The following is a 20,918-nucleotide window of genomic DNA, read 5'->3' as shown; positions in this document are numbered from 1 at the left end:
TTCTTGCCGGGCATAAGCCGCTGCTCTAGGCTTGCGTCTTTTGCGGGCTCGCCCGGGGATTCATCATGGTCGAAGGTTTGGGCAGGATCGGCTTCGGCCTCTTCGGCCTGGCGGTGCTTCTTGGCATCACCTGGCTGTTCTCGAACAACAAGAAGGCAGTGGACTGGAAGCTGGTTGCCACCGGCATCACGCTACAGATCGCTTTTGCCGCGCTGGTGCTGCTGGTTCCCGGCGGCCGCGACGTGTTCGACTGGCTGGGCAAGGGCTTCGTCAAGATCCTGAGCTTCGTCAATGAAGGTTCCAACTTCATTTTCGGCAGCCTGATGGACATCCCCAAGTACGGCTTCATCTTTGCCTTCCAGGTACTGCCGACCATCATCTTCTTCTCGGCGCTGATGGGCGTGATGTACCACCTGGGCGTGATGCAGGCCATCGTGCGAGTCATGGCGGCGGCCATCACCAAGGTGATGCGCGTGTCCGGTGCTGAAACCACCAGCGTCTGCGCCAGCGTCTTCATCGGCCAGACCGAGGCGCCGCTGACCGTGCGCCCGTACATTTCCAAAATGACCCAGTCCGAGCTGATCACGATGATGATCGGCGGCATGGCGCACATTGCTGGCGGCGTTCTGGCTGCTTACGTGGGCATGCTGGGCGGCGGCGATCCCGCCGCACAGGCGTTCTACGCCAAGCATCTGCTGGCCGCTTCAATCATGGCCGCGCCGGCCACGCTGGTGATCGCCAAGCTGCTGGTACCGGAAACCGGTACCCCGCTGACCCGTGGCACGGTGAAGATGGAAGTAGAGAGAACCTCTTCCAACATCATTGACGCGGCTGCCGGCGGCGCCGCTGATGGCCTGCGTCTGGCACTGAACATCGGTGCGATGCTGCTGGCCTTCATCGCCCTGATCGCCCTGCTCAATGCACCGCTGACCTGGATCGGTGACATCACCGGCCTGTCCCAGGCCATTGGCAAGCCGACCAACCTGGCCACCATCTTCGGCTATGTGCTGGCCCCGATTGCCTGGGTCATCGGTACACCGTGGGCCGATGCCACCACCGTGGGCTCGCTGATCGGCCAGAAGGTCGTGATCAACGAGTTCGTGGCTTACATGGACCTGTCGGAAATCATCAAGGGCAACGTCCCGGGCGTCACCCTGAGTGAAGAAGGCCGCCTGATCGCCACGTATGCACTGTGTGGTTTCGCCAACTTCAGCTCCATCGCCATCCAGATTGGTGGCATTGGCGGCCTGGCACCGGATCGTCGCCAGGACCTGGCCAAGTTCGGCCTGCGTGCGGTACTAGGCGGCACCGTTGCCACCTTGATGACCGCCACCATCGCCGGCGTGTTGACCCATTTCGGCTGATTCATCAGCCACCTTAGAGACGTAGATTCCATGAGTTCTGTTGTCGTTGCCGGTTCTTTCAATGTCGACCATGTCTGGCGCTGCGATGCCCTGCCCGCGCCAGGGGCGACCATTGCCGGGCGCTACAGCACCGGCCCGGGCGGCAAGGGCTTCAACCAGGCCGTGGCGGCCCGCCGTGCCGGCGCCGAGGCCAGCTTCGTCTGCGCCCTGGGCGACGACGCGGGCGGCACGCTGGCACGCCAGTTGGCAGCCGCTGACGGCATCGTCCTGGTGGCCGAGGCCAGCAGCGAGCCGACCGGCACCGCCGGTATCTACGTCGATGGCCGTGGTCGCAACTCCATCGTGATCGGCGCCGGCGCCAATGCCTCGCTGAGCACGGAGTTCATGGCCGCCAACGCGGACCTGATCGGCAACGCCAAAGTGCTGCTGGCGCAGCTGGAATCGCCAGTGGAAACCATCGAAGCGGTGCTGGCCCTGGCCCGTGAAGCCGGCGTGCTGACCATGCTCAATGCCGCACCGGCCAACGCTCCGTCCACCATCAGCCTGCTCAAGCTGGCCGATGTGCTCACCCCGAACGAGACCGAGTTCGCCGCCCTGCTCGGCCGCCATGTCGGCGAGCGCCTGGAAGCCGATGACGTTGCCGCGCTCGACGGTGCCAGCCTGCACGCGCTGTGCCGCAAGTTGTCGGGCAGCACCGTGGTGGTGACGCTGGGCGCAGTGGGTGTGTTCGTCTCCCATGACGAAGACAAGCTGCGTGGCGACAGCCAGCCGTACTACCGCGTGGCCGCCGAGTCGGTGCAGGTGGTGGACACCACCGGCGCCGGCGACGCTTTCAACGGCGCGCTGGCCGCCTCGCTGGCATATGCACCGGAAGCGTCGTTCATCAAGCACGTGCGCTTTGCCAATCAGTACGCCGCACGCTCCACCGAGCAGGAAGGCGCAGCGGTGTCGATGCCGCGGATGACGCCGGCCGACGCCTGAGTCCATCTACATCGTTTGATTCCATGACGGCCCGGAAACGGGCCGTCATGCCGTTCAGGCCCCACGCTCTCGTCCGGCAACTACAATACGCAGCATGCAGATCGGCCCCTACACCATCGCCCCGAACGTGGTGCTCGCTCCCATGGCGGGCGTCACCGACAAGCCCTTCCGGCAGCTGTGCAAGCAGCTGGGCGCAGGCTTGGCTGCGTCGGAAATGACCATCAGCGATCCGCGCTTCTGGAATACCCGCAAATCCATCCACCGTATGGACCATGCCGGTGAACCGGCGCCGATCAGTGTGCAGATCGCCGGCACCGAGCCTCAGCAGCTGGCCGAAGCGGCGCGCTACAACGTTGACCACGGTGCGCAGATCATCGACATCAACATGGGCTGCCCGGCGAAGAAGGTGTGCAATGCCTGGGCCGGCTCCGCGTTGATGCGGGATGAAGCGCTGGTGGCTCGTATTCTTGAAGCGGTGGTCAATGCGGTGCCGGTGCCGGTCACCTTGAAGATCCGCACCGGCTGGTGTGCCGACGTACGCAACGCACCCCGCATTGCACGCATCGCCGAAGACAGCGGCATCGCCGCATTGGCCGTGCATGGCCGTACCCGCGACCAGCACTACACCGGCGTGGCCGAGTACGACACCATCGCCGGTATCAAGGCGATGCTGCGCATCCCGGTGCTCGCCAACGGTGACATCGATTCCCCCCAGAAAGCCGAGCAGGTGCTCAAGCACACCGGTGCCGATGCGGTGATGGTTGGCCGTGCCGCACAAGGCCGGCCGTGGATCTTCCGCGAGATCGGCCACTACCTGGCAACCGGCGAAGAACTGCCGCCGCCATCGCTGCAGGAAGTCCGCGACATCCTGATCGCCCACCTCATCGACCTGCATGCCTTTTACGGTGAACCGCAAGGCGTGCGCATCGCGCGCAAGCACCTGGGTTGGTACGCCAAGGATCGCCCCGAAAATGCCGCCTTCCGTGCCGTGGTCAACGCCGCTGAAAGCGCCGATGCACAGTTGCGGCTGACCCGCGATTACTTCGATGGGTTGATTGCAGCCGACCTGCCGGCATTGTCGCCGGCGACCTGATTCGCGACGTATTTCAACTACCCCGACCTAGCCTCGGGTAAGCAGGTATCGCAGCAATGCGCGGAGACAAGCTGTCATCCGCGCTCAACCCCTCACACCAGATCAGGATGCCGGTCGACCAAGGCCTGCTTGCGTTGCTGCAGATCGCTGATTCGGGTCTGCAAGCCGTCGATCTGTACATCCAGATCATCCACGCTCGCTTCGATGTGGTCGTAGGCCTCCTGCAGCAACTCGCGCGCCTCGTGTCTGCTGGACGCATTGGGCGTATCGCCATGCAGCGGACGATTGGCGGTTTCGCGCATCAAAAAGGCCGTTGCCAACCCCACCACGGCGACCACCATCAAGTAGTACGCCGGCATCATCAGATCGCCCGTCGCCTCCACCAACCATGCAGCGGCCGTCGGCGTCAGGCCGCAGACAATCACCGAAATATTGAACGCCGTAGCCAGCGCGCTGTAACGCACACGCGTGGGGAACATGGCCGGCAGCGTTGAAGCCATCACACCGATCAGGCAGTTCAACAACACCGCCAACGACAGCAGGCCGACAAAGATCCAGCCAATATTGCCGCTGTTGATCAGGTGAAATGCAGGAATTGCTGCAAACAACAAACCGATGCTACCGGCAGCAATGAACGGCCTGCGACCGATGCGATCGCTGGCCCAACCCACCAGTGGCTGCACGAACAACATGCCGATCATCACCACGATGATGATGAGCACGCCGTGGTCTTCGGAGTAATGCAGGTTGTGTGACAGATACGTCGGCATGTACGTCAACAGCATGTAGTAGGTCACGTTGGTGACCAGCACGATGCCCACGCAGGCCAGCAACGAGCGCCAATACTTGGTGGTGATCTCCCGGAAAGAGATGCGCGGCGCGCTACCCACCGCATCCTGGTCTTCCTTCTCCATGCGTTCCAACTGCTCGGTGAAGGCCGGTGTTTCTTCTGCAGCATTGCGTAGATACAGGCCGATCAAACCCAGAGGTGCAGCCAGGAAGAACGGTACGCGCCAGCCCCACTCCAGAAACCGCACTTCACCGAGGATGCTGCTCAGCACCACGACCACGCCGGCACCGAGCACAAAGCCGGCAATGGAGCCGAAATCCAGCCAGCTGCTCAGGAAACCGCGTTTTCGGTCGGGCGCGAACTCCGCCACGAACACAGCCGCGCCGGTGTACTCGCCACCCACCGAGAAACCCTGCACCAATTTGCACAACAGCAACAGAACCGGTGCGAGGATGCCGATGCTTTCATACGACGGAATCAAGCCGATGCAGAACGTGCTGATCGCCATCAAGATGATGGTGGCCGACAACACTTTCTGCCTGCCGAACTTGTCGCCCATCACGCCAAAGAACACGCCCCCCAAGGGACGCACCAGGAATGGCACCGAGAAGGTACCCAGCGCGGCGATGGTCTGAACACTGGGCGATGCATCGGGGAAGAACACTTTGCCAAGGGCATAGGCAACAAAGCCGTAGACACCGAAATCGAACCATTCCATTGCGTTGCCAAGCGCAGCGGCGGTGACGGCTTTTTTGACTCTGCCCTTGTCGATGACGGTGATGTCGTCGATCTGCAGCGGTTCATTACGAATAGCGGGTTCACCTGTAGACATGCAGGACCAGTCCTCCCATGAGTGAGTAGGATGCGTGCAATGGCCTGGACACAATGAATCCAGCGCAGGCCGTAATGCGCACGAATGAATGACCCGCAGCGACGCTGCAGGAACGGTCGGGGACAGAAAGGACCAGGAACAAGCCTGGAAAGGCCAAATGCCGGCTGTCCAGATACCCAGGCGTGAATGCCCTGCGCGAAGCGCGTGAGGTACCGAGCCCGCTTACTTTACGCGGGCAGGTGTTAAGACAATCTAAAGATCAGGCCATGCACGCATTCATCCGCGCGTGCGAATGCATTCAACGCGCTTGCTTGAATTGCCTTGAAACAAGCGTATTTCTGTAAAAAACAACGAGCGCCGTCGCCACGCACCCCACCGCGTAACAGCCGATATCGCCCCAGGAGAAAGTGTTGCCGATCACCGTGTACATCACGTCGCCACGCACGAATCCCAACATTTCCGCAAGCCGAAAGTACTGCGCGAATTCAATGCAGCAAGCGAACACGAATACCGCAAGCAACAGCATATGGTCATTGACCCGCAGCACACTTCTCGCAGCGGCGTAGATCAATACCACCACCAGTACGTCGCCCAGATACGCACGTATCCACGAGACGTGCGGCAACTGTGTGGCGATGGCCACCTCCATCACGAACACCACCATCGCCAGCACAGCGTGCGGCCAACTGAAACGCAGCGACAGCCGTTGATGCAGAACCGACATGTCCGACCTCATCGCCAGTTGGCGTTGTTTTCCCAGAACGCCACCGCATCGCGGTAAGCCCCGCGATCCATTGGCACGCCGGAGCCGCCTTCTTCCACCCCGAGTGCATTGCGCATCATGGTGATCGGCGCCATCGGAATCTCTTCCGGAGCAGCGGTGTAGAGGCACCCAACCACACCCCACTGCGCATCAATAACCGAGCCCTCCTTTTCCAGTTGCTCGCGGCTGTACATGATGACCACCAAATAGTCGGCAACCGGCGACTCCACACCTTCAAACCACCGCACCAGCACCGGCAGCTCGTCGCGCGTGCGCGCCTCATACGCCGAGCGCAGCAGATGGCGGTTGTCGTCGGTGATGGGAACCGTCAGACAGCGGGTGCTGGTCCAGTTGCGATAGACAAACAACTTGCAGAACGGCGCATAGCCATCAATCACCTTGTCCGGCGCATGCGCATTCAAGTGCTGCTCGAACTGGTCGGCACTGCAATTCTGGATGGTATTGGGACGCGGCGTACGCGGGAACAAACGAGTGCGGGCAAACGAAGTGAGATGAATGGACATGGCGACGTCTTTCGGAGGCTGCACACATTGTCGGTGATCGACGCGCGCGATGGCAGTAGCGACGCATTGAACAGCCGGTGAGCGCTGGTGCCGTGGCCACGCGAGTACGACAAAGCACCGACGTTCCTGCGCCGACAGTGCTCATTGTCCCCACGGAGCAGTGTCATGCGCCACATTGATTCCCATGATGCAATCAAAATGCCAGCCATCACCCTCGGCTTCTGGGTCATCAAGATACTGGCCACGACGCTGGGCGAAGTCGGTGGCGATGCCGTGAGCATGTCGATGAATCTTGGCTATCTTCTGAGCACGGCGTTGTTTGCCGGGGTGTTTGCCATGGCGGTTGCCGCGCAGATCCATGCGCGCGCCTTTCAACCCTGGCTGTACTGGTACGCCATCATCGCCAGCACCACCGTCGGCACTACTCTGGCCGACTATGTAAACCGCTCGCTTGGCGTTGGCTACAGCGCCGGCACCGCATTGCTGCTATCGCTGTTGCTGGTCTCGTTGTGGCTGTGGAAGCAGGCGACGGGCTCGGTATCCGTCTCCCGCATCAATACGCCGCATAGCGAAGTTTTCTACTGGGTGACCATCACGTTCTCGCAGACGCTGGGCACCGCGCTGGGCGATTGGGCCGCTGACACACAAGGGCTGGGCTACCGCGGCGGCATCGCGCTATTTACCAGCCTGCTCGCCCTTATCGTGCTGGTGTACGCCACAACCCGGACTTCGCGCACGCTGCTGTTCTGGTCAGCGTTCGTGCTTACCCGGCCGCTTGGCGCCGTGATCGGCGACTTTCTCGACAAACCCATCAACCACGGCGGCCTGGCAATGAGCCGCTATGCCGGCACCTGCGTGTTGCTGCTGGCCATTGCCGCTTGCGTTGCATGGTTGCCGCAACGGCCAGCCGAGCGAGCGCACTGAGGCCCACGCGCTGCAGGATCGCGGTCTCGCCTGAAACCATTGCACATCCATCTTGATGGAGAGATATAATGCCGAGCATCCTGCTATGCCCGGCCCATTCTCATGACCGCGATCAGCTTCGAGTTCTACCCGCCCAAGACCGACGACCAGCGTGCCCAGCTGGACCGCACTGCCGCCAAGCTCAAGGTGCATGCCCCCGAGTACGTGTCCTGCACGTTTGGCGCGGGCGGTTCAACCCTGAGCTATACCTCCGAAACCGTGCGCCACCTCAACCAGCACCACGGTCTGCAGGCAGCGCCACATCTGTCCTGCGTGGGCGGCACCCGCGAGGAGATCCGCGAGCTGCTCAAGCTGTACCGCGCCATCGGCGTGAAGCGCCTGGTCGCCCTGCGTGGTGACCTGCCCTCAGGCATGGGGTTTCCCGGTGACCTGCGCTATGCCTCTGAACTGATCGCCTTCATCCGTGCCGAGCATGGCGATGCCTTTCGCATCGAAGTCGGGGCCTACCCGGAGACCCACCCGCAGGCCAGCGATGCATTAGCCGATCTGCGCCACTTCAAGACCAAGATCGACGCCGGTGCCGATGCGGCCATCACCCAGTATTTCTACAACGCCGATGCGTACTTCCACTTCGTCGATGCGGCACGCAAAATTGGGGTAGACGTGCCCATCATTCCTGGCGTGATGCCCATCTCCAATTTCAGCCAATTGCGGCGCTTCTCCGAACAATGCGGTGCCGAGATACCCCGCTGGATCAGCAAGCGCATGCAGGCCTTTGGCGATGACGCCGAATCCGTACGCAGCTTTGGCGCCGACGTAGTCGCAACGCTGTGCGAGCGCCTGATCAGTGGCGGCGCGCCGTCGCTGCACTTCTATACGCTGAATCTGGCCAAGCCCACCCACGCAGTACTGCAACGTCTGCGCAGCGCCTGATCAACAACGCCACCGCCGTCACTTCCTGCAAACCGGCACAGCCGCTACGCTTGCGCGATGCGAACCGCGTTGCTGCTGTTGTTGTCCTGCTGCCTTGCCCTGTTGGCGTTCAACGCGCATGCACAGCAGGTCAATCGCTGCACCAACGCGCAGGGGCAGACGGTTTACGGCGACAAACCCTGCGAGGTCATGGGCGCCCGCGCGCGGCTGCTGCAGCCACGCCCAGCCGGTAGCAGCGGGCTCTATCGCGACAGCTGCGCACGTCGTCTCAGTGAATTGGTAGGGCAGATTCAATCCGCCGCGCAGGCCCAGGACGCCAACCGCCTGTCCAGCATCTATCTGTGGAACGGGCTGTCCACTGCCGCCGCCACCCAGGTTATGGATCGCCTGCATGAAATCGTGCAGCGTCCGCTGCTGGACATCGCACCGGTGTTTCCCGAAGCACCCGCCTACGAACCGGCACCTACCGAACCCTTCACCTATACCGACGGCACCCCGGTAGATCCGGCGCAGTCCGCGACGGCCCCGGTCACCAGTAACGCCGCCGTACCGCCACGCCGCCCGGTTGCCCTGCGGCTGGAACAGACACTGCCCCGCAGCAGCACGCCGACGCGCACCGTGTTTCGGCTGCGACGCCAGTACAACTGCTTCTGGATCACGCTGTAGGCGCAGGCCACAGCGAACGGATCGCTGCCACGCCCAGCGCACCATGCCGGCGCGCGGTCTCGATATCGGCCGCGGCCATGCCGCCGATCGCATAGATCGGCAACGACACCTGCTCGCGCAACTGCTCGAAGGCCTCCCAGCCCAACGGAGCGGCGCCCGGATGCGTCGCGGTGGGCTGCACTGGCCCCAGCACCACGAAGTCGCAGCCCAGCCGCTGTGCGGCCTGCAGCTGCGCCAGATCGTGACAGGACGCGGCAACCGGCAACGACTCCGGCAACGGCCGCGCTGACAGCGACAGCAACTGCTCGCCGCCCAGATGCACGCCCACGCCAAGCTCGCGTGCCAGCGCGATGTCGCGGTTGAGCAGCACATCCACCTGCGAGGCGAAGCGCTCGGCGACATGGCGCGCCAATGCCGCACGCTCGTCGGCCTGCGGTGTGCGCAGGTGAATGCGGCGGATGCCGCCTTCAATGGCCGCGCCAATCCCGCCCAACCACGCTTCCGCTCCCTGCAGAGGTTCGGGCGTAACCAGGTACCGGTCGGGCTGGCGAAGGGCAGCCACCACCGGCAGATCGGCCGGCGGCATCGAGTAGCGCGACAGTTTGTCCGGCGTCACCCAGGTGATCGCCTGGCCTTCCCGGCCACGCGCCGTGCCCTTCCAGTCGCGCACCATGCGCACTTCCAGGCGCAGGCGCTTGTCCGGGTAGAGCTGCGGCACTTCCATCAGCCATTCGCCGATCTGTGCGTCGATGCCGAGTTCTTCGTGCAGCTCACGCACCAGCGCCTGTTCTGAGGTTTCGCCGGGCTCGCGCTTTCCGCCAGGGAATTCCCACAGCCCCGCCATGTCGCTGTTGCCGGTGCGGCGGTTGAGCAGGATGCGGCCGCGCGCGTCAGTGATGACGGCGGCCACGACATGGATCGAGCGCAGGGGTGAATTCATTGGCTGAGAATGCCGAAAACCCGGCCGGACACGCAACGGGCATGTGCGGTCAGAACAAAAAGGTAGGGCCGGGCCAGGCTCGGCCGGGATCTCGCGGCATGGCGCCAACGGCGCACGACTGCGCGCTATAGCGCCCCTAAGCCAGACAGGCTTGCATACGAAAAACCCCGCTTTCGCGGGGCTTTTCATCAATCAGCTCAGCTGCCCATGGCAGTGTTTGAACTTCTTGCCGCTACCGCAAGGGCACGGATCGTTGCGGCCGACCTTGGGCTCTTCGCGGGTGACCTGTGCGACACCGGCCTCCACCTGCGCGGCCTCTTCGTCTGCGCTGTAGCTGCCGTTGTCCTGGTGCTGGAACTGCGACATCTGCAGCCGTGCTTCGGCCTGCTGGCGTTCCATGGCTTCCATCGCGGCGACTTCTTCCTCGCTGCGCACGCGCACGCGCGACAGCAGGTTGATCACTTCGCTCTTGACGTCTTCCAGCATCTGCGAGAACAGCTCGAAGGCTTCCTTCTTGTACTCCTGCTTCGGCTGCTTCTGCGCGTAACCACGCAGGTAGATGCCCTGGCGCAGGTAATCCATGCGCGCCAGATGCTCCTTCCAGCTCTGGTCGAGCACCGTCAGCATCACGTGCTTCTCCAGCGCGCGCATGGTGTCACCACCGACGGAAGCTTCCTTCTGTGCGAAGTGCTCTTCCATCCGGTCAACCACCTTCTGCGCGATGGCATCGGCGTCCAGTTCTTCGTGCTGGTGGACCAGGCCCACCACGTCCATCTGCACACCCAGCTCGGTGTCCAACGTGGCCTGCAGGCCCGGCAGGTCCCACTGCTCGTCCACCGAGTTCGGCGGCACGAAACGGGCAACCAGATCGTAGATCACATCGCCACGGATACCGTCGATGTTTTCCTTCACCGAGTCGGCGTCCAGCAGCTCATCGCGCTGGGAATAAATCACCTTGCGCTGGTCGTTGTTGACGTCGTCGAAGTCCAGCAGGTTTTTACGGATGTCGAAGTTGTGCGCCTCAACCTTACGCTGCGCCTTCTCGATCTGACGGCTGACCATGCGGTCTTCGATGACGTCGTCTTCCTTCATACCCATCATGCGCATCGCCTTCTGCACCCAGTCAGAGGCAAAGATGCGCATCAGGTTGTCTTCCAGCGACAGGTAGAAGCGGGACGAACCCGGGTCACCCTGACGGCCGGAACGGCCACGCAGCTGGTTGTCGATACGGCGCGATTCATGGCGCTCGGTACCCACGATATGCAGGCCGCCAGCCGCCTTCACTGCTTCATGGCGTTCCTGCCAGGCAGCCTTCACCGCAGCCTTCTGCTCGTCGCTGATGTCTTCGCCCAGCTCGTGCAGCTCGGTTTCCAGCGAGCCGCCGAGCACGATGTCGGTACCGCGGCCAGCCATGTTGGTGGCGATAGTCACCGAGCCCGGACGACCGGCGTTGGCGACGATGGTCGCTTCGCGATCATGCTGCTTGGCGTTGAGCACTTCGTGCTGCACGCCGGCCTTGCGCAGGTGCTCGGACAGCATTTCCGAGGTTTCAATCGAGGTGGTACCCACCAGCACCGGCTGACCGCGCTTGGCACATTCCTCGATATCAGCCAGCACCGCGTTGAACTTGCCCTGACGGTTGAGGAACACCTGGTCCGGGTAGTCCTTGCGCACGGTCGGCTTGTTGGTCGGAATCACCACCACTTCCAGGCCGTAGATGCTCTGGAACTCGAAGGCTTCCGTATCGGCCGTACCGGTCATGCCGGACAGCTTCTTGTACATGCGGAACAGGTTCTGGAACGTGATGCTGGCCAGCGTCTGGTTCTCACGCTGTACCGGCACGCCTTCCTTCGCTTCCACCGCCTGGTGCAGGCCATCGGACCAGCGACGGCCGGCCAGCGTACGGCCGGTGAATTCATCGACGATCACCACTTCGCCATCGCGCACGATGTAGTCCACGTCACGCTGATAAATGGCGTGCGCGCGCAGTGCTGCGTTCAGATGGTGGACGACGGTCAGGTTCTGCGCGGCGTACAGGCCGTTGTCGTTGTCTTGGCCGATGATGCCGGCTTCGCGCAACAGCTCTTCGGCGTGCTCCATGCCCGCTTCGGACAGGTGCACCTGCTTGCCCTTTTCATCTACCCAGAAATCGCCCTCGCCGTCTTCCAGCTCCTGCTTGATCAGGTGCGGAACGATGCGGTTGACGCGGATGTACAGCTCCGGGGAATCATCGGCCGGGCCGGAAATGATCAGCGGGGTACGCGCTTCATCGATCAGGATCGAGTCGACTTCATCGACGATGGCGTAATGCAGACCACGCTGGTAACGGTCGGCTTTGGTCAGCGCCATGTTGTCGCGCAGGTAATCGAAACCGAATTCGTTGTTGGTGCCGTAGGTGATGTCGCTGCCATAGGCCTCGCGCTTGTCACCGTGCGGCATGCCGGGGTAGACCACGCCCACGCTCAGGCCCAGCCAGTTGTACAGCTTGCCCATCTGCGCGGCGTCGCGTCGAGCCAGGTAGTCATTGACCGTGACCACGTGGACGCCCTTGCCTTCCAACGCATTGAGGTAGACCGGCAGCGTTGCCACCAGCGTCTTGCCTTCACCGGTGCGCATTTCAGCAATCTTGCCCAGGTGCAACACCATGCCGCCGATCAGCTGCACGTCGTAATGGCGCATGCCCAGTACGCGCTGGGACGCTTCACGGCAGACCGCGAAGGCCTCCGGCAAGACCTTGTCCAGTGCCTCGCCAGCGGCGATGCGCTCCCGGAACTCGGGCGTCTTGGCCTTCAACTGGTCATCGGAGAGCTTCTGGATCTCCGGCTCCAAGGCATTGATCTTGGCGACGATACGGTTGAGCTGACGCAACTGGCGTTCATTACGACTGCCAAAAACGCGGGTAAGCAGGCTGTTGATCATTGAAGGAACCGGTTTGAATGAAATGCCGTATGACAGGCAGGCCCCCTGGGACCGCCCTCACAAACGAAACAGGGCGCAATGCGCCCTGTCGATGGCAACGCCTATTGTAGCTTGGGGCGGGGGCTTGGCGATTCAAGCTCCCACCCCCGCTTTTGTCAGCCGCGGCTGAGACGCCCCACAGGCGTATTGCCACCTTCGCCCAGGAACTTGCGTGGGTTCATCACCTGGCCGTTCTGCCAGACCTCGAAATGCACGTGGGCACCGGTGGAACGGCCCGTGGAACCGGCCTTGGCCACTTCCTGCCCGACACGGACCAAGCTGCCCTCACGCACGGTGAGGCGCGAGTTGTGCGCGTACAGGGTCTTGTAGCCATTGCCATGGTCGATCTCGACCACATTGCCGTAGCCGCCCTTGACCCCGGAATAGCTGACCACACCGTCGGCCACGGCCATCACCGGGTCACCAACGCGCGCGTGGAAGTCCATGCCCTTGTGGTTGCCAGCACCACGACCAAACGGGTCAGCGCGGGTACCGAAGCTGGAGGTGATGTAGGTATTGCTGATCGGCATGCGCGACGGCACCGCGTTCTGCTCGAGCTGGTGGTCGAACAGCAGCGATTCCAGTACCGATAACTGTTTGCCTGAAGCAGCGAAACGCTGCTCCAGCACCTGTAAGTCGGTGACAACGGCGTTGGCCGGGATGTCCTGGGTCGGGCCCGGATCACCTTCACCCATACCGGGCGTTTCATTGAAGTCGAACTCGCCGTCCTGCAGCTTGCCCATCTGGGTCAAGCGCTCGCCCAGCGCGTTGAGGCGCGTGGCCTGGGCCTGTAGCTCGCCCAAGCGGGCCGCAAGTGCATTGACCTGCGTCTGCGCGTCGGCGCGCACCTTGACCAGTTCCTGCTCCTGCCGGTCGACCTTGGTCTGCAGGGCCGAATCCCCCACCATGCCGAGTGTCAGGCTCAACGCCAGACCCATCAGGCAACCCAACCCGAGTACGCTGCCCAGCAACGCCTTGGGGCGATCCTCGAAATATATCTGCATACGTGCGAGCGACGTCTTGGCCTGCCGTTCACGCGTTTTGATTACGATCTTTTTAAATGTCATTGAAGAATTCTTATGTCTGAGCCGAAATCCAGCGTTCGTTCCCGTTCCGCGCCCAAACAGGCGCTGGAAGCGGCGATGGCGGACAAAGCTGGAAACCCGTTGCGACGAGCTCTGTGGCTCGATGCGTTGGACCGGCAATTGCGCCCCCATTTGCCGCCGGCGCTGGCAAACCGTTGCCGGTTGGCCAATGTGGACGGCGAACACCTCATTTTTCTCGTCGAATCGCCGGTGTGGCATGCCAAGGTACGGCTTGCCGAGGACCAGCTGATCGACGCGGCCCGATCCATCGGGCTGAAGGCCACGCGAGTGACCGTCAAGACTGCCACTGCGCCCCCGCACTCCCCAGTGCGTAATGACCAGCGCAGTAACGCAGTATCGGAAGCCACGCATAAAGGTCTGCGTGACGCCCTTGCTGCCCTCCAGGATGTGAAATCCTCGCGATCCTGAAATCCGGGAGCCCTACCGGCCCCCGGCTCCCGCCGCTCACCCAGAGGGTCGAAGCAGGAAGCCGGAGGAATCCTAGCGGTGGATCGGCCCCCGGGAGTTAGTCTTTTGTTAATTTTTCGCTAAATTCAGGCTCGAACCCTTACTGGGTTCACAAATCCATGACATGGCTACTTTCTGTCCTAGGAATTTGCCAGCGTTCCTGCGCAAAAGTCGCCTGCCGTCCGCCCGGCCCAGATGAGAAGTTCGGGAAGGAGCCTCGGCAACCAGCCAAGCGGCTTTTCAACAACTCGGCCCATCGTGCCGAGCCACGCCTGCACGGCAGTTTTCAGGCCGAGCATGGCTGCGCTCCACCCCAGGTGTGGGTCGACGCTCGCTCTGCCTGTTTAGCTGACATTGCCACTCAACGTGCCCGGCAGCCAGACAGCAGAACGGCCGGTTGAACCGGCCGTTTCAGCAGTTTGATGGCCTCGCCTCAGGCGTAGGCAGGCAGCCCGTAGACCACCGGATCGGCAGCGACCGGTGAGTCGTAGCTGGCCCATTCCCAGGCGGTTTCATCGGCCAACAAAGCGCGCACCAGCTTGTTGTTGAGCGCGTGGCCGGATTTGAAGCCATCGTAGGAACCCAGCACCTGCCCGCCGGCCAGGTAGAGGTCGCCGATGGCGTCGAGGATTTTGTGGCGCACGAACTCGTCGACGTAACGCAGTCCGTCTTCGTTCAATACGCGGAACTCGTCCAGCACGATGGCGTTGTCCATCGAACCGCCCAGACCAAGATTGCGCTCACGCATGTACTCCAAGTCGCGCATGAAGCCAAACGTGCGGGCGCGGGAGATTTCCTTGACGTAAGCAGCGGTGGAGAACTCGATCTCCGCGCGCGACTGCTTGGCCGGAATCATTGGGTGGTCAAACTGGATGGTGAAGCCCAGCTTGTAACCCTCGTAGGGATCGAAGCGGGCGACCTTGTCGCCATCACGCACTTCAACCGTCTTGAGGATGCGCAGGAAACGCTTGGGCGCGTCTTGTTCGACAACGCCTGCCGATTGCAGCAGGAACACGAACGGACCGGAGGAGCCGTCCATGATCGGCAGCTCGGCCGAAGACAATTCCACGATTACGTTGTCCACACCAAGACCGGCCAGAGCGGACATGAGGTGTTCGACGGTCTGGATCTTGGCGCCTTCGCTGGTGAGCCCGGTGCACAGGGTGACTTCGGTGACCAGGTCGGCGCGAGCCGGCACCACCACCACGGGGTCCAGATCGACGCGACGGAACACGACGCCATGGTTCACCGGCGCAGGGCGCAACGTCATATAGACCTTGTCACCACTGTGCAGGCCGACGCCGGTGGCGCGGATCGTATTCTTGAGTGTGCGTTGCTGGATCATGGATGCGGAACCGGATAAGCCGCGCATGCGCGGCTGGGGGACAAACAAGAATAACACGCGTTCACAACCACCCCAGAAACGCCTGACAACGGCAGCGCGTGTGGGGAGGGACCGAAAATGCCACCGGGCCGATCCTGGCCCGGCGACAAAGGACATGGTATTGCCCGCCAGGGTGGACAGCCCTGACGTGTAGTACTGCGACGGCTACTCCGCCCCACCGGGGCGAACCGGCCCGACCCGCGCTGCCATTGCCGACAGGCGCGTGACCCGACCCGGTCCACTCAGTGGCGCCAGATCAGCCTCCGATCAGTCTGCCTGGCGGCGCAGGAACGCCGGAATATCCAGGTAGTCGTTCGGCAGCTCCGCTGCGGCCGGCGAAGACACCGAAGCGGAAGACGCTGCCGCGGTATCGGCGCTCGGACGACGCAGGCCCATGCCCAAGGAGTTGCCCACGGCCTTGGCCACGGCATCGGCCGGGCTTTCGTACTCGCCGAACTCCGGCTGACCGGTGGTGGCGTTGCGCACCAGCTTGATCGGTGCACGCTCGCCAGGACGCTGTGCATTCTTGGCGGTTGCACGGTTCAGGCCGGTGGCCACGACGGTCACGCGCACTTCGTCCTGCATGTCCGGGTCCAGCACGGTGCCGACCACGACCGTGGCGTCTTCCGAGGAGAAGCCTTCAATGGTGCGGCCGATTTCATCGAACTCGCTCATGGTGAAGTCCGGTCCGGCAGTGATGTTGACCAGGATGCCGTTGGCACCGGCCAGGTTCACATCGTCCAGCAGCGGGTTCTGGATGGCGGCTTCGGCAGCAGCCTGAGCGCGGTCATCGCCACGTGCGGTGCCGGTACCCATCATGGCCAGGCCCATTTCCGACATCACGGTGCGCACGTCGGCGAAATCGACGTTGATCAGGCCCGGGCGCACGATCAGATCGGCGATGCCCTGCACGGCGCCCTGCAGCACGTCGTTGGCGGCACGGAACGCCTGCACCATGGTGGCATTGCGGCCGAGCACGGTGATCAGCTTTTCGTTCGGGATGGTGATCAGCGAATCGACGTGCTGGCTCAGCTCCTCGATACCCTTCAGCGCAACCTGCATGCGGCGACGGCCTTCAAACGGGAACGGCTTGGTGACCACGGCCACGGTCAGGATGCCCATTTCCTTGGCCAGTTGTGCCACTACCGGCGCAGCGCCGGTACCGGTGCCACCGCCCATGCCGGCAGTGATGAACACCATGTCCGCACCCTGCAGCGCGTCCATGATGCGTTCGCGGTCTTCCAGTGCGGCCTGACGGCCGACTTCCGGGTTGGCGCCAGCGCCAAGACCCTTGGTTACGTTGGTACCCAGCTGCAGCTGCAGCTTGGCGCCGCAGTTCTTGATGGCCTGCGAATCGGTATTGGCCGTGATGAATTCCACGCCATCGACGGCGCTGTTGACCATGTGTGCCACGGCATTGCCGCCGCCACCGCCAACACCCACCACCTTGATCACCGCGTTCGGTGCCATCTTTTCAATCAGTTCGAAATGCGCCATGTCCATGTCCTCTCTATTGCCGTGATTGGGTCGAGCATCCGGGAAGAATCCTTCTCCTTCTGCGCCCGCCCGCACCGGCGAGTTGTTGTTGGTTTACCACTTGGGGTTGCCCCGTCGCGGTGGTTGTTGCCTGTATCAATGACTGCGTTACTGCACTTCGCCTTGCCTTACTGCCTGCTTCACTGCCTACTACCCGGCACCGCGCTCAGAACTCGCCGCGGAACCAGTTTTTCAACTTGTTGAACATGCTGCCGGCGCGCCCGGTGGGCAGCGACGGACGACGGGGATGTTCGATCTGGCTGCCCATCAGCAGCAGGCCCACGCCGGTGGCGTGCACCGGGTTGCCAACCACTTCACCCAGCCCGGTGACGTGCTGCGGAATGCCCACGCGCACCGGCATCTGCAGCATTTCTTCGGCCAGTTCAACCACGCCTTCCATCTTCGACGCGCCACCGGTGAGCACCATGCCGGCACGCACCATTTCCTCGAAACCGGAGCGACGCAGTTCGGCCTGCACCATTTCAAAGATTTCTTCGTAGCGGCCCTGCACGGCCTGCGCCAGCGAATGGCGTGGCATGCGACGCGGCGGGCGGTCGCCGACCGACGGCACCTGGATGCTTTCCTCGGCCGTAGCCAACTGCGCCAATGCACAGGCGTAACGCACCTTGATCTGCTCGGCTTCCGGGGTTGGCGTGCGCAGCATGTGCGCGATGTCATTGGTGACGTGGTCGCCGGCAATCGGCAACGAGGCGGTGTGACAGATCGCGCCCTGCACGAACACTGCGATATCGGTGGTGCCAGCTCCGATATCCACCATCACCACACCCAGCTCACGCTCGTCGGCGGTCAGCACGGCCACGCTGGAGGCCAGTGAAGACAGCACCAGATCGTCCACCTGCAGGCCGCAGCGCTGAACGCACTTGCTGATATTGGCCGCAGCCGACTGCGCGCACACCACCAAGTGCGCGTGCACTTCCAGACGCACACCGGTCATGCCGACCGGATTGCGGATACCTTCCTGCGAATCGTCCAGCACGTACTCGCGCGGAATCGCATGCAGGATCTTCTGGTCGGCGGGAATAGCCACGGCCTTGGCAGCTTCGAGCACGCGGTCCAGATCACCCCAGCTGACTTCACCTTCGCGAATCGGAGTGATGCCCTGCGAGTTGCGGCATTGCACGTGGTTGCCGGAGATGGAAGCGTAGACCGAACGGATCTCGCAACCGGCCATCAACTCGGCCTCTTCGATGGCGCGCTGGATGGACTGCACCGTCGATTCGATGTCCACCACCACACCGCGCTTGAGACCGCGCGATTCATGCGAACCGATACCGATGACCTCGATGGGGCTGCCGGGCGAATACTCACCCACCAGTGCCACCACCTTGGAAGTACCGATATCGAGTCCGACGATCAGCGATTTATCACCCTTGCGATTCATGTTCTGTCCTGCGTCTGCTTTGTTGCCGGCGGTGGGGTTCCCCAGCTCAGCGTGAAACCGTTGGTATAGCGGAGGTCGGCGTGCTCGATCGGCACCTGCGTGCGGAGGAGCTGAGGAAGCACCCGTACAAAACGCGACAGGCGCGAACGCGCGTCATTGCGGCCGACGATGATCTCGGTGCCGTTGTTCAACGCCAGCGACCAGCTGCCGCGCGCGTCCATGGCAACCTGGCGCACGTCCACGCCAGCGGGCGCGAATAGTGCACGGGAATCGTTGTACAGCTCGACCACTTCCGCAGTCTTGGCATCCGGGCCGTCCAGCTGCGGCAGCGGCGCGTTTTCAAGGCCATGCGGCACAGCAAACAAACGGCCCTGCTCGGACAGCAGTCGATCCTTGCCCCAGCGTGCGAACGGCTTGTGCTCGACGATGGAAACTTCCAGCACGTCCGGCCATTGCTTGCGCACGCGTGCGCTTTCCACCCAGGGCAGTTTTTCCACTGCGTGCTGCGCGTCCTGCAGCTTCACCGCGAAGTAGCCCGCCTGCGCGTACGGCAGCAATGCCTTCTGCAGATCTTCCGCCGGCACGCGCTCGAACTCACCGTGCACACGCAGCTTGGCCAGCGGCCAACGTTCGGCGCCCACCCAACCGTTAAGCACGGCCACGACCGGCAGCGCCACCAACGCGATAGCCAACAACCAGGCGAGGATGCGCAGCATGGCGTTCATCGCGCGCCCTCCCCTGCATTCCACGCGCACGCACGACGCACCAACCGCAGAGCGGTGGTGCCGGCATGCAACGACGGGAATGCGTGATGGTTCATTCGCCCACGGACTCCTTGAAGCCTTCGGTTGCCACGATCTGAGCCACGTGACCGATGTCGCCCGCGCCCATCATCAGCAGCAGATCACCGTCCTGCAGCACGTCGGGCAGCACCGACACCAGGTCGGCGGCATTGCCCACCACCACCGGCTCACTGCGACCGCGCGCACGAATGGCACGCGCCAGCGACTTGGAATCGGCACCCGGAATCGGCGCTTCGCCGGCCGGGTAGACCTCGCTCAGCACCAATGCGTCGACTTCCGACAACACTGCTGCGAACGCATCAAACTGATCGCGCGTACGGCTGTAGCGGTGCGGCTGGAAAGCCACCACCAGACGCTGCGACGGCCAACCGCCACGCGCAGCTGCGAACACGGCTTCCAGTTCGCGCGGATGATGACCGTAGTCGTCGATAACGCGGACCTTGGCGCCCTTGTGCGTGGTGACCACGCCCAGATCGTTGAAGCGGCGACCAACGCCTTCAAACTTCTCCAGCGCCGACGCGATGGCTTCCGGGGCTACGCCCAGCTGCCAGGCAACTGCGGCCGCAGCCAGCGCATTGAGCACGTTGTGCTTGCCCGGCAATGCCAACGTCACCGGCACGCTGCTGCCTTCCGGCAAACGCAGGGTGAAACGCATGCGCGGACCGTCCTGCACTACGTCTTCGGCGCGCACGTCGGCATTGCTGCTCATGCCGTAACTCATCACATGACGCGGCGTCTTGGCGGCAAGTGCAGCCACTTCCGGGTCATCGATGCACAACACGGCCAGGCCATAGAACGGCAGGCGCTGCAGGAATTCAGCAAAGGCTTCCTGCACGCGGGCGAAGTCGTTGCCGTAGTTCTCGAGATGGTCAGAGTCGATGTTGGTGATCACTGCCACCAAAGGATTCAGGCGCAGGAAGCTGCCATCGCTCTCATCGGCCTCGGCCACCAGCCACTGGCCACCGCCGAGTTTGGCGTTGGCACCGGCCGCCAACAGCTGGCCGCCGATGACGAAGGTCGGGTCCAGCCCACCTTCGCTCAGCACCGCTGCGGTCAGCGAGGTAGTGGTGGTCTTGCCGTGCGTGCCGGCGACGGCAATGCCGCGACGGAAGCGCATCAACTCGGCCAGCATCGCCGCACGCGGCATGATCGGAATGCGCTGGCTGCGCGCTTCCATCAGCTCAGGGTTGTCATCGCGGATGGCACTGGAGACCACCACACAATCAGTGCCCAGCACATTGGCCGCAGAGTGGCCGCGCATCACTCGCGCACCCAGACGCGACAGACGACGCGTGGCCGCGTTATCGGAGTTGTCCGAGCCGGACACTTCGTAGCCCAGCGTCAGCATCACTTCGGCGATGCCGCTCATGCCGGTGCCGCCGATGCCAACAAAATGCACGCGCGGGAAGGCGCGAACCAGGTCGGTGGTGTCGTGGAGGCGGCGGGTCATTGCGCGCCTCCCATGTGGCGGG

General features: G+C 62.9%; 18 protein-coding genes. 7 read left to right on the top strand and 11 right to left on the bottom strand.

Annotated elements, in window-relative coordinates; all coding sequences use genetic code 11:
- Positions 1–65 precede the first annotated feature (65 nt).
- From PAN08_RS03565 to dusB, 3 genes are all read left to right on the top strand, one after another.
- Positions 66–1,364: a nucleoside transporter C-terminal domain-containing protein gene (locus PAN08_RS03565; protein ID WP_269790169.1), complete on the top strand. Its 1,299-nt coding sequence runs from the start codon at positions 66–68 to the stop codon at positions 1,362–1,364.
- Between the two features lie 30 nt (positions 1,365–1,394).
- The gene (locus PAN08_RS03560; protein ID WP_269790168.1) at positions 1,395–2,345 is read left to right on the top strand and encodes a ribokinase; all 951 of its coding nucleotides are present in this window, start codon (positions 1,395–1,397) and stop codon (positions 2,343–2,345) included.
- Between the two features lie 94 nt (positions 2,346–2,439).
- Positions 2,440–3,438, top strand: coding sequence for a tRNA dihydrouridine synthase DusB (gene dusB / locus PAN08_RS03555; RefSeq protein WP_269790167.1), 999 nt, complete (start codon positions 2,440–2,442; stop codon positions 3,436–3,438).
- A gap of 92 nt (positions 3,439–3,530) precedes the next feature.
- Here the strand turns inward: dusB and proP are convergent, their stop codons facing one another.
- From proP to PAN08_RS03540, 3 genes are all read right to left on the bottom strand, one after another.
- Positions 3,531–5,060, bottom strand: a complete 1,530-nt coding sequence (proP, locus tag PAN08_RS03550; protein ID WP_269790166.1) for a glycine betaine/L-proline transporter ProP — start codon at positions 5,058–5,060, stop codon at positions 3,531–3,533.
- Positions 5,061–5,358: 298 nt separating this feature from the next.
- A complete protein-coding gene (locus PAN08_RS03545; RefSeq protein WP_269790165.1) occupies positions 5,359–5,784 on the bottom strand; it encodes a DUF2809 domain-containing protein in 426 nt (141 codons plus the stop codon).
- 8 nt (positions 5,785–5,792) lie between these two features.
- Positions 5,793–6,347 carry a DUF3228 family protein gene (locus PAN08_RS03540; RefSeq protein WP_269790164.1) on the bottom strand — a complete coding sequence of 185 codons (555 nt, stop codon included), beginning with the start codon at positions 6,345–6,347 and terminating at the stop codon, positions 5,793–5,795.
- A gap of 165 nt (positions 6,348–6,512) precedes the next feature.
- Between PAN08_RS03540 and PAN08_RS03535 the strand changes: the two genes are divergently transcribed.
- The 3 genes from PAN08_RS03535 to PAN08_RS03525 all read left to right on the top strand — a co-directional run bounded on the left by PAN08_RS03535 (position 6,513) and on the right by PAN08_RS03525 (position 8,870).
- On the top strand, positions 6,513–7,271 hold the full coding sequence (locus tag PAN08_RS03535; RefSeq protein ID WP_269790163.1) for a hypothetical protein: 759 nt from the start codon (positions 6,513–6,515) through the stop codon (positions 7,269–7,271).
- A 102-nt stretch (positions 7,272–7,373) separates the two neighbouring features.
- On the top strand, positions 7,374–8,204 hold the full coding sequence (gene metF / locus PAN08_RS03530) for a methylenetetrahydrofolate reductase [NAD(P)H] (protein WP_269790162.1): 831 nt from the start codon (positions 7,374–7,376) through the stop codon (positions 8,202–8,204).
- Between the two features lie 57 nt (positions 8,205–8,261).
- Positions 8,262–8,870, top strand: a complete 609-nt coding sequence (locus PAN08_RS03525; RefSeq protein WP_269790161.1) for a DUF4124 domain-containing protein — start codon at positions 8,262–8,264, stop codon at positions 8,868–8,870.
- Here the strand turns inward: PAN08_RS03525 and PAN08_RS03520 are convergent.
- The 3 genes from PAN08_RS03520 to PAN08_RS03510 all read right to left on the bottom strand — a co-directional run bounded on the left by PAN08_RS03520 (position 8,860) and on the right by PAN08_RS03510 (position 13,835).
- Positions 8,860–9,810 (bottom strand): Nudix family hydrolase, encoded by a 951-nt coding sequence (locus PAN08_RS03520; protein WP_269790160.1) that lies wholly within the window; start codon positions 9,808–9,810, stop codon positions 8,860–8,862. The genes PAN08_RS03525 and PAN08_RS03520 overlap by 11 nt on opposite strands.
- Positions 9,811–10,002: 192 nt before the next feature.
- Positions 10,003–12,729 carry a preprotein translocase subunit SecA gene (secA, locus tag PAN08_RS03515; RefSeq protein ID WP_269790159.1) on the bottom strand — a complete coding sequence of 909 codons (2,727 nt, stop codon included), beginning with the start codon at positions 12,727–12,729 and terminating at the stop codon, positions 10,003–10,005.
- Positions 12,730–12,884: 155 nt separating this feature from the next.
- A complete protein-coding gene (locus tag PAN08_RS03510; protein ID WP_269790158.1) occupies positions 12,885–13,835 on the bottom strand; it encodes a peptidoglycan DD-metalloendopeptidase family protein in 951 nt (316 codons plus the stop codon).
- A gap of 12 nt (positions 13,836–13,847) precedes the next feature.
- On the opposite strand from PAN08_RS03510, the gene PAN08_RS03505 reads away from it, so the two are divergent.
- The gene (locus PAN08_RS03505; RefSeq protein ID WP_269790157.1) at positions 13,848–14,282 is read left to right on the top strand and encodes a DciA family protein; all 435 of its coding nucleotides are present in this window, start codon (positions 13,848–13,850) and stop codon (positions 14,280–14,282) included.
- A 472-nt stretch (positions 14,283–14,754) separates the two neighbouring features.
- On the opposite strand, the gene lpxC is transcribed toward PAN08_RS03505, so the two are convergent.
- From lpxC to murC, 5 genes are all read right to left on the bottom strand, one after another.
- Positions 14,755–15,666: a UDP-3-O-acyl-N-acetylglucosamine deacetylase gene (lpxC, locus tag PAN08_RS03500; RefSeq protein WP_269790156.1), complete on the bottom strand. Its 912-nt coding sequence runs from the start codon at positions 15,664–15,666 to the stop codon at positions 14,755–14,757.
- Between the two features lie 306 nt (positions 15,667–15,972).
- Positions 15,973–17,202, bottom strand: a complete 1,230-nt coding sequence (gene ftsZ, locus PAN08_RS03495) for a cell division protein FtsZ (RefSeq protein WP_269790155.1) — start codon at positions 17,200–17,202, stop codon at positions 15,973–15,975.
- Positions 17,203–17,407: 205 nt separating this feature from the next.
- Complete coding sequence (gene ftsA, locus PAN08_RS03490; protein WP_057633401.1) at positions 17,408–18,643, bottom strand: cell division protein FtsA; 1,236 nt, start codon at positions 18,641–18,643, stop codon at positions 17,408–17,410.
- The gene (locus tag PAN08_RS03485; RefSeq protein WP_269790154.1) at positions 18,640–19,368 is read right to left on the bottom strand and encodes a cell division protein FtsQ/DivIB; all 729 of its coding nucleotides are present in this window, start codon (positions 19,366–19,368) and stop codon (positions 18,640–18,642) included. Before PAN08_RS03485 ends, ftsA begins: the two co-directional genes overlap by 4 nt.
- Positions 19,369–19,459: 91 nt before the next feature.
- The gene (gene murC, locus PAN08_RS03480) at positions 19,460–20,896 is read right to left on the bottom strand and encodes a UDP-N-acetylmuramate--L-alanine ligase (RefSeq protein WP_269790153.1); all 1,437 of its coding nucleotides are present in this window, start codon (positions 20,894–20,896) and stop codon (positions 19,460–19,462) included.
- Between the last annotated feature and the right edge of the window lie 22 nt (positions 20,897–20,918).

It is taken from the genome of Stenotrophomonas sp. Iso1, from assembly GCF_027497995.1.
Lineage (GTDB): Bacteria > Pseudomonadota > Gammaproteobacteria > Xanthomonadales > Xanthomonadaceae > Stenotrophomonas.
The sequence above is the reverse complement of the archived record's forward strand: the minus strand, read 5'-3'. Positions and strand labels throughout refer to the sequence as shown.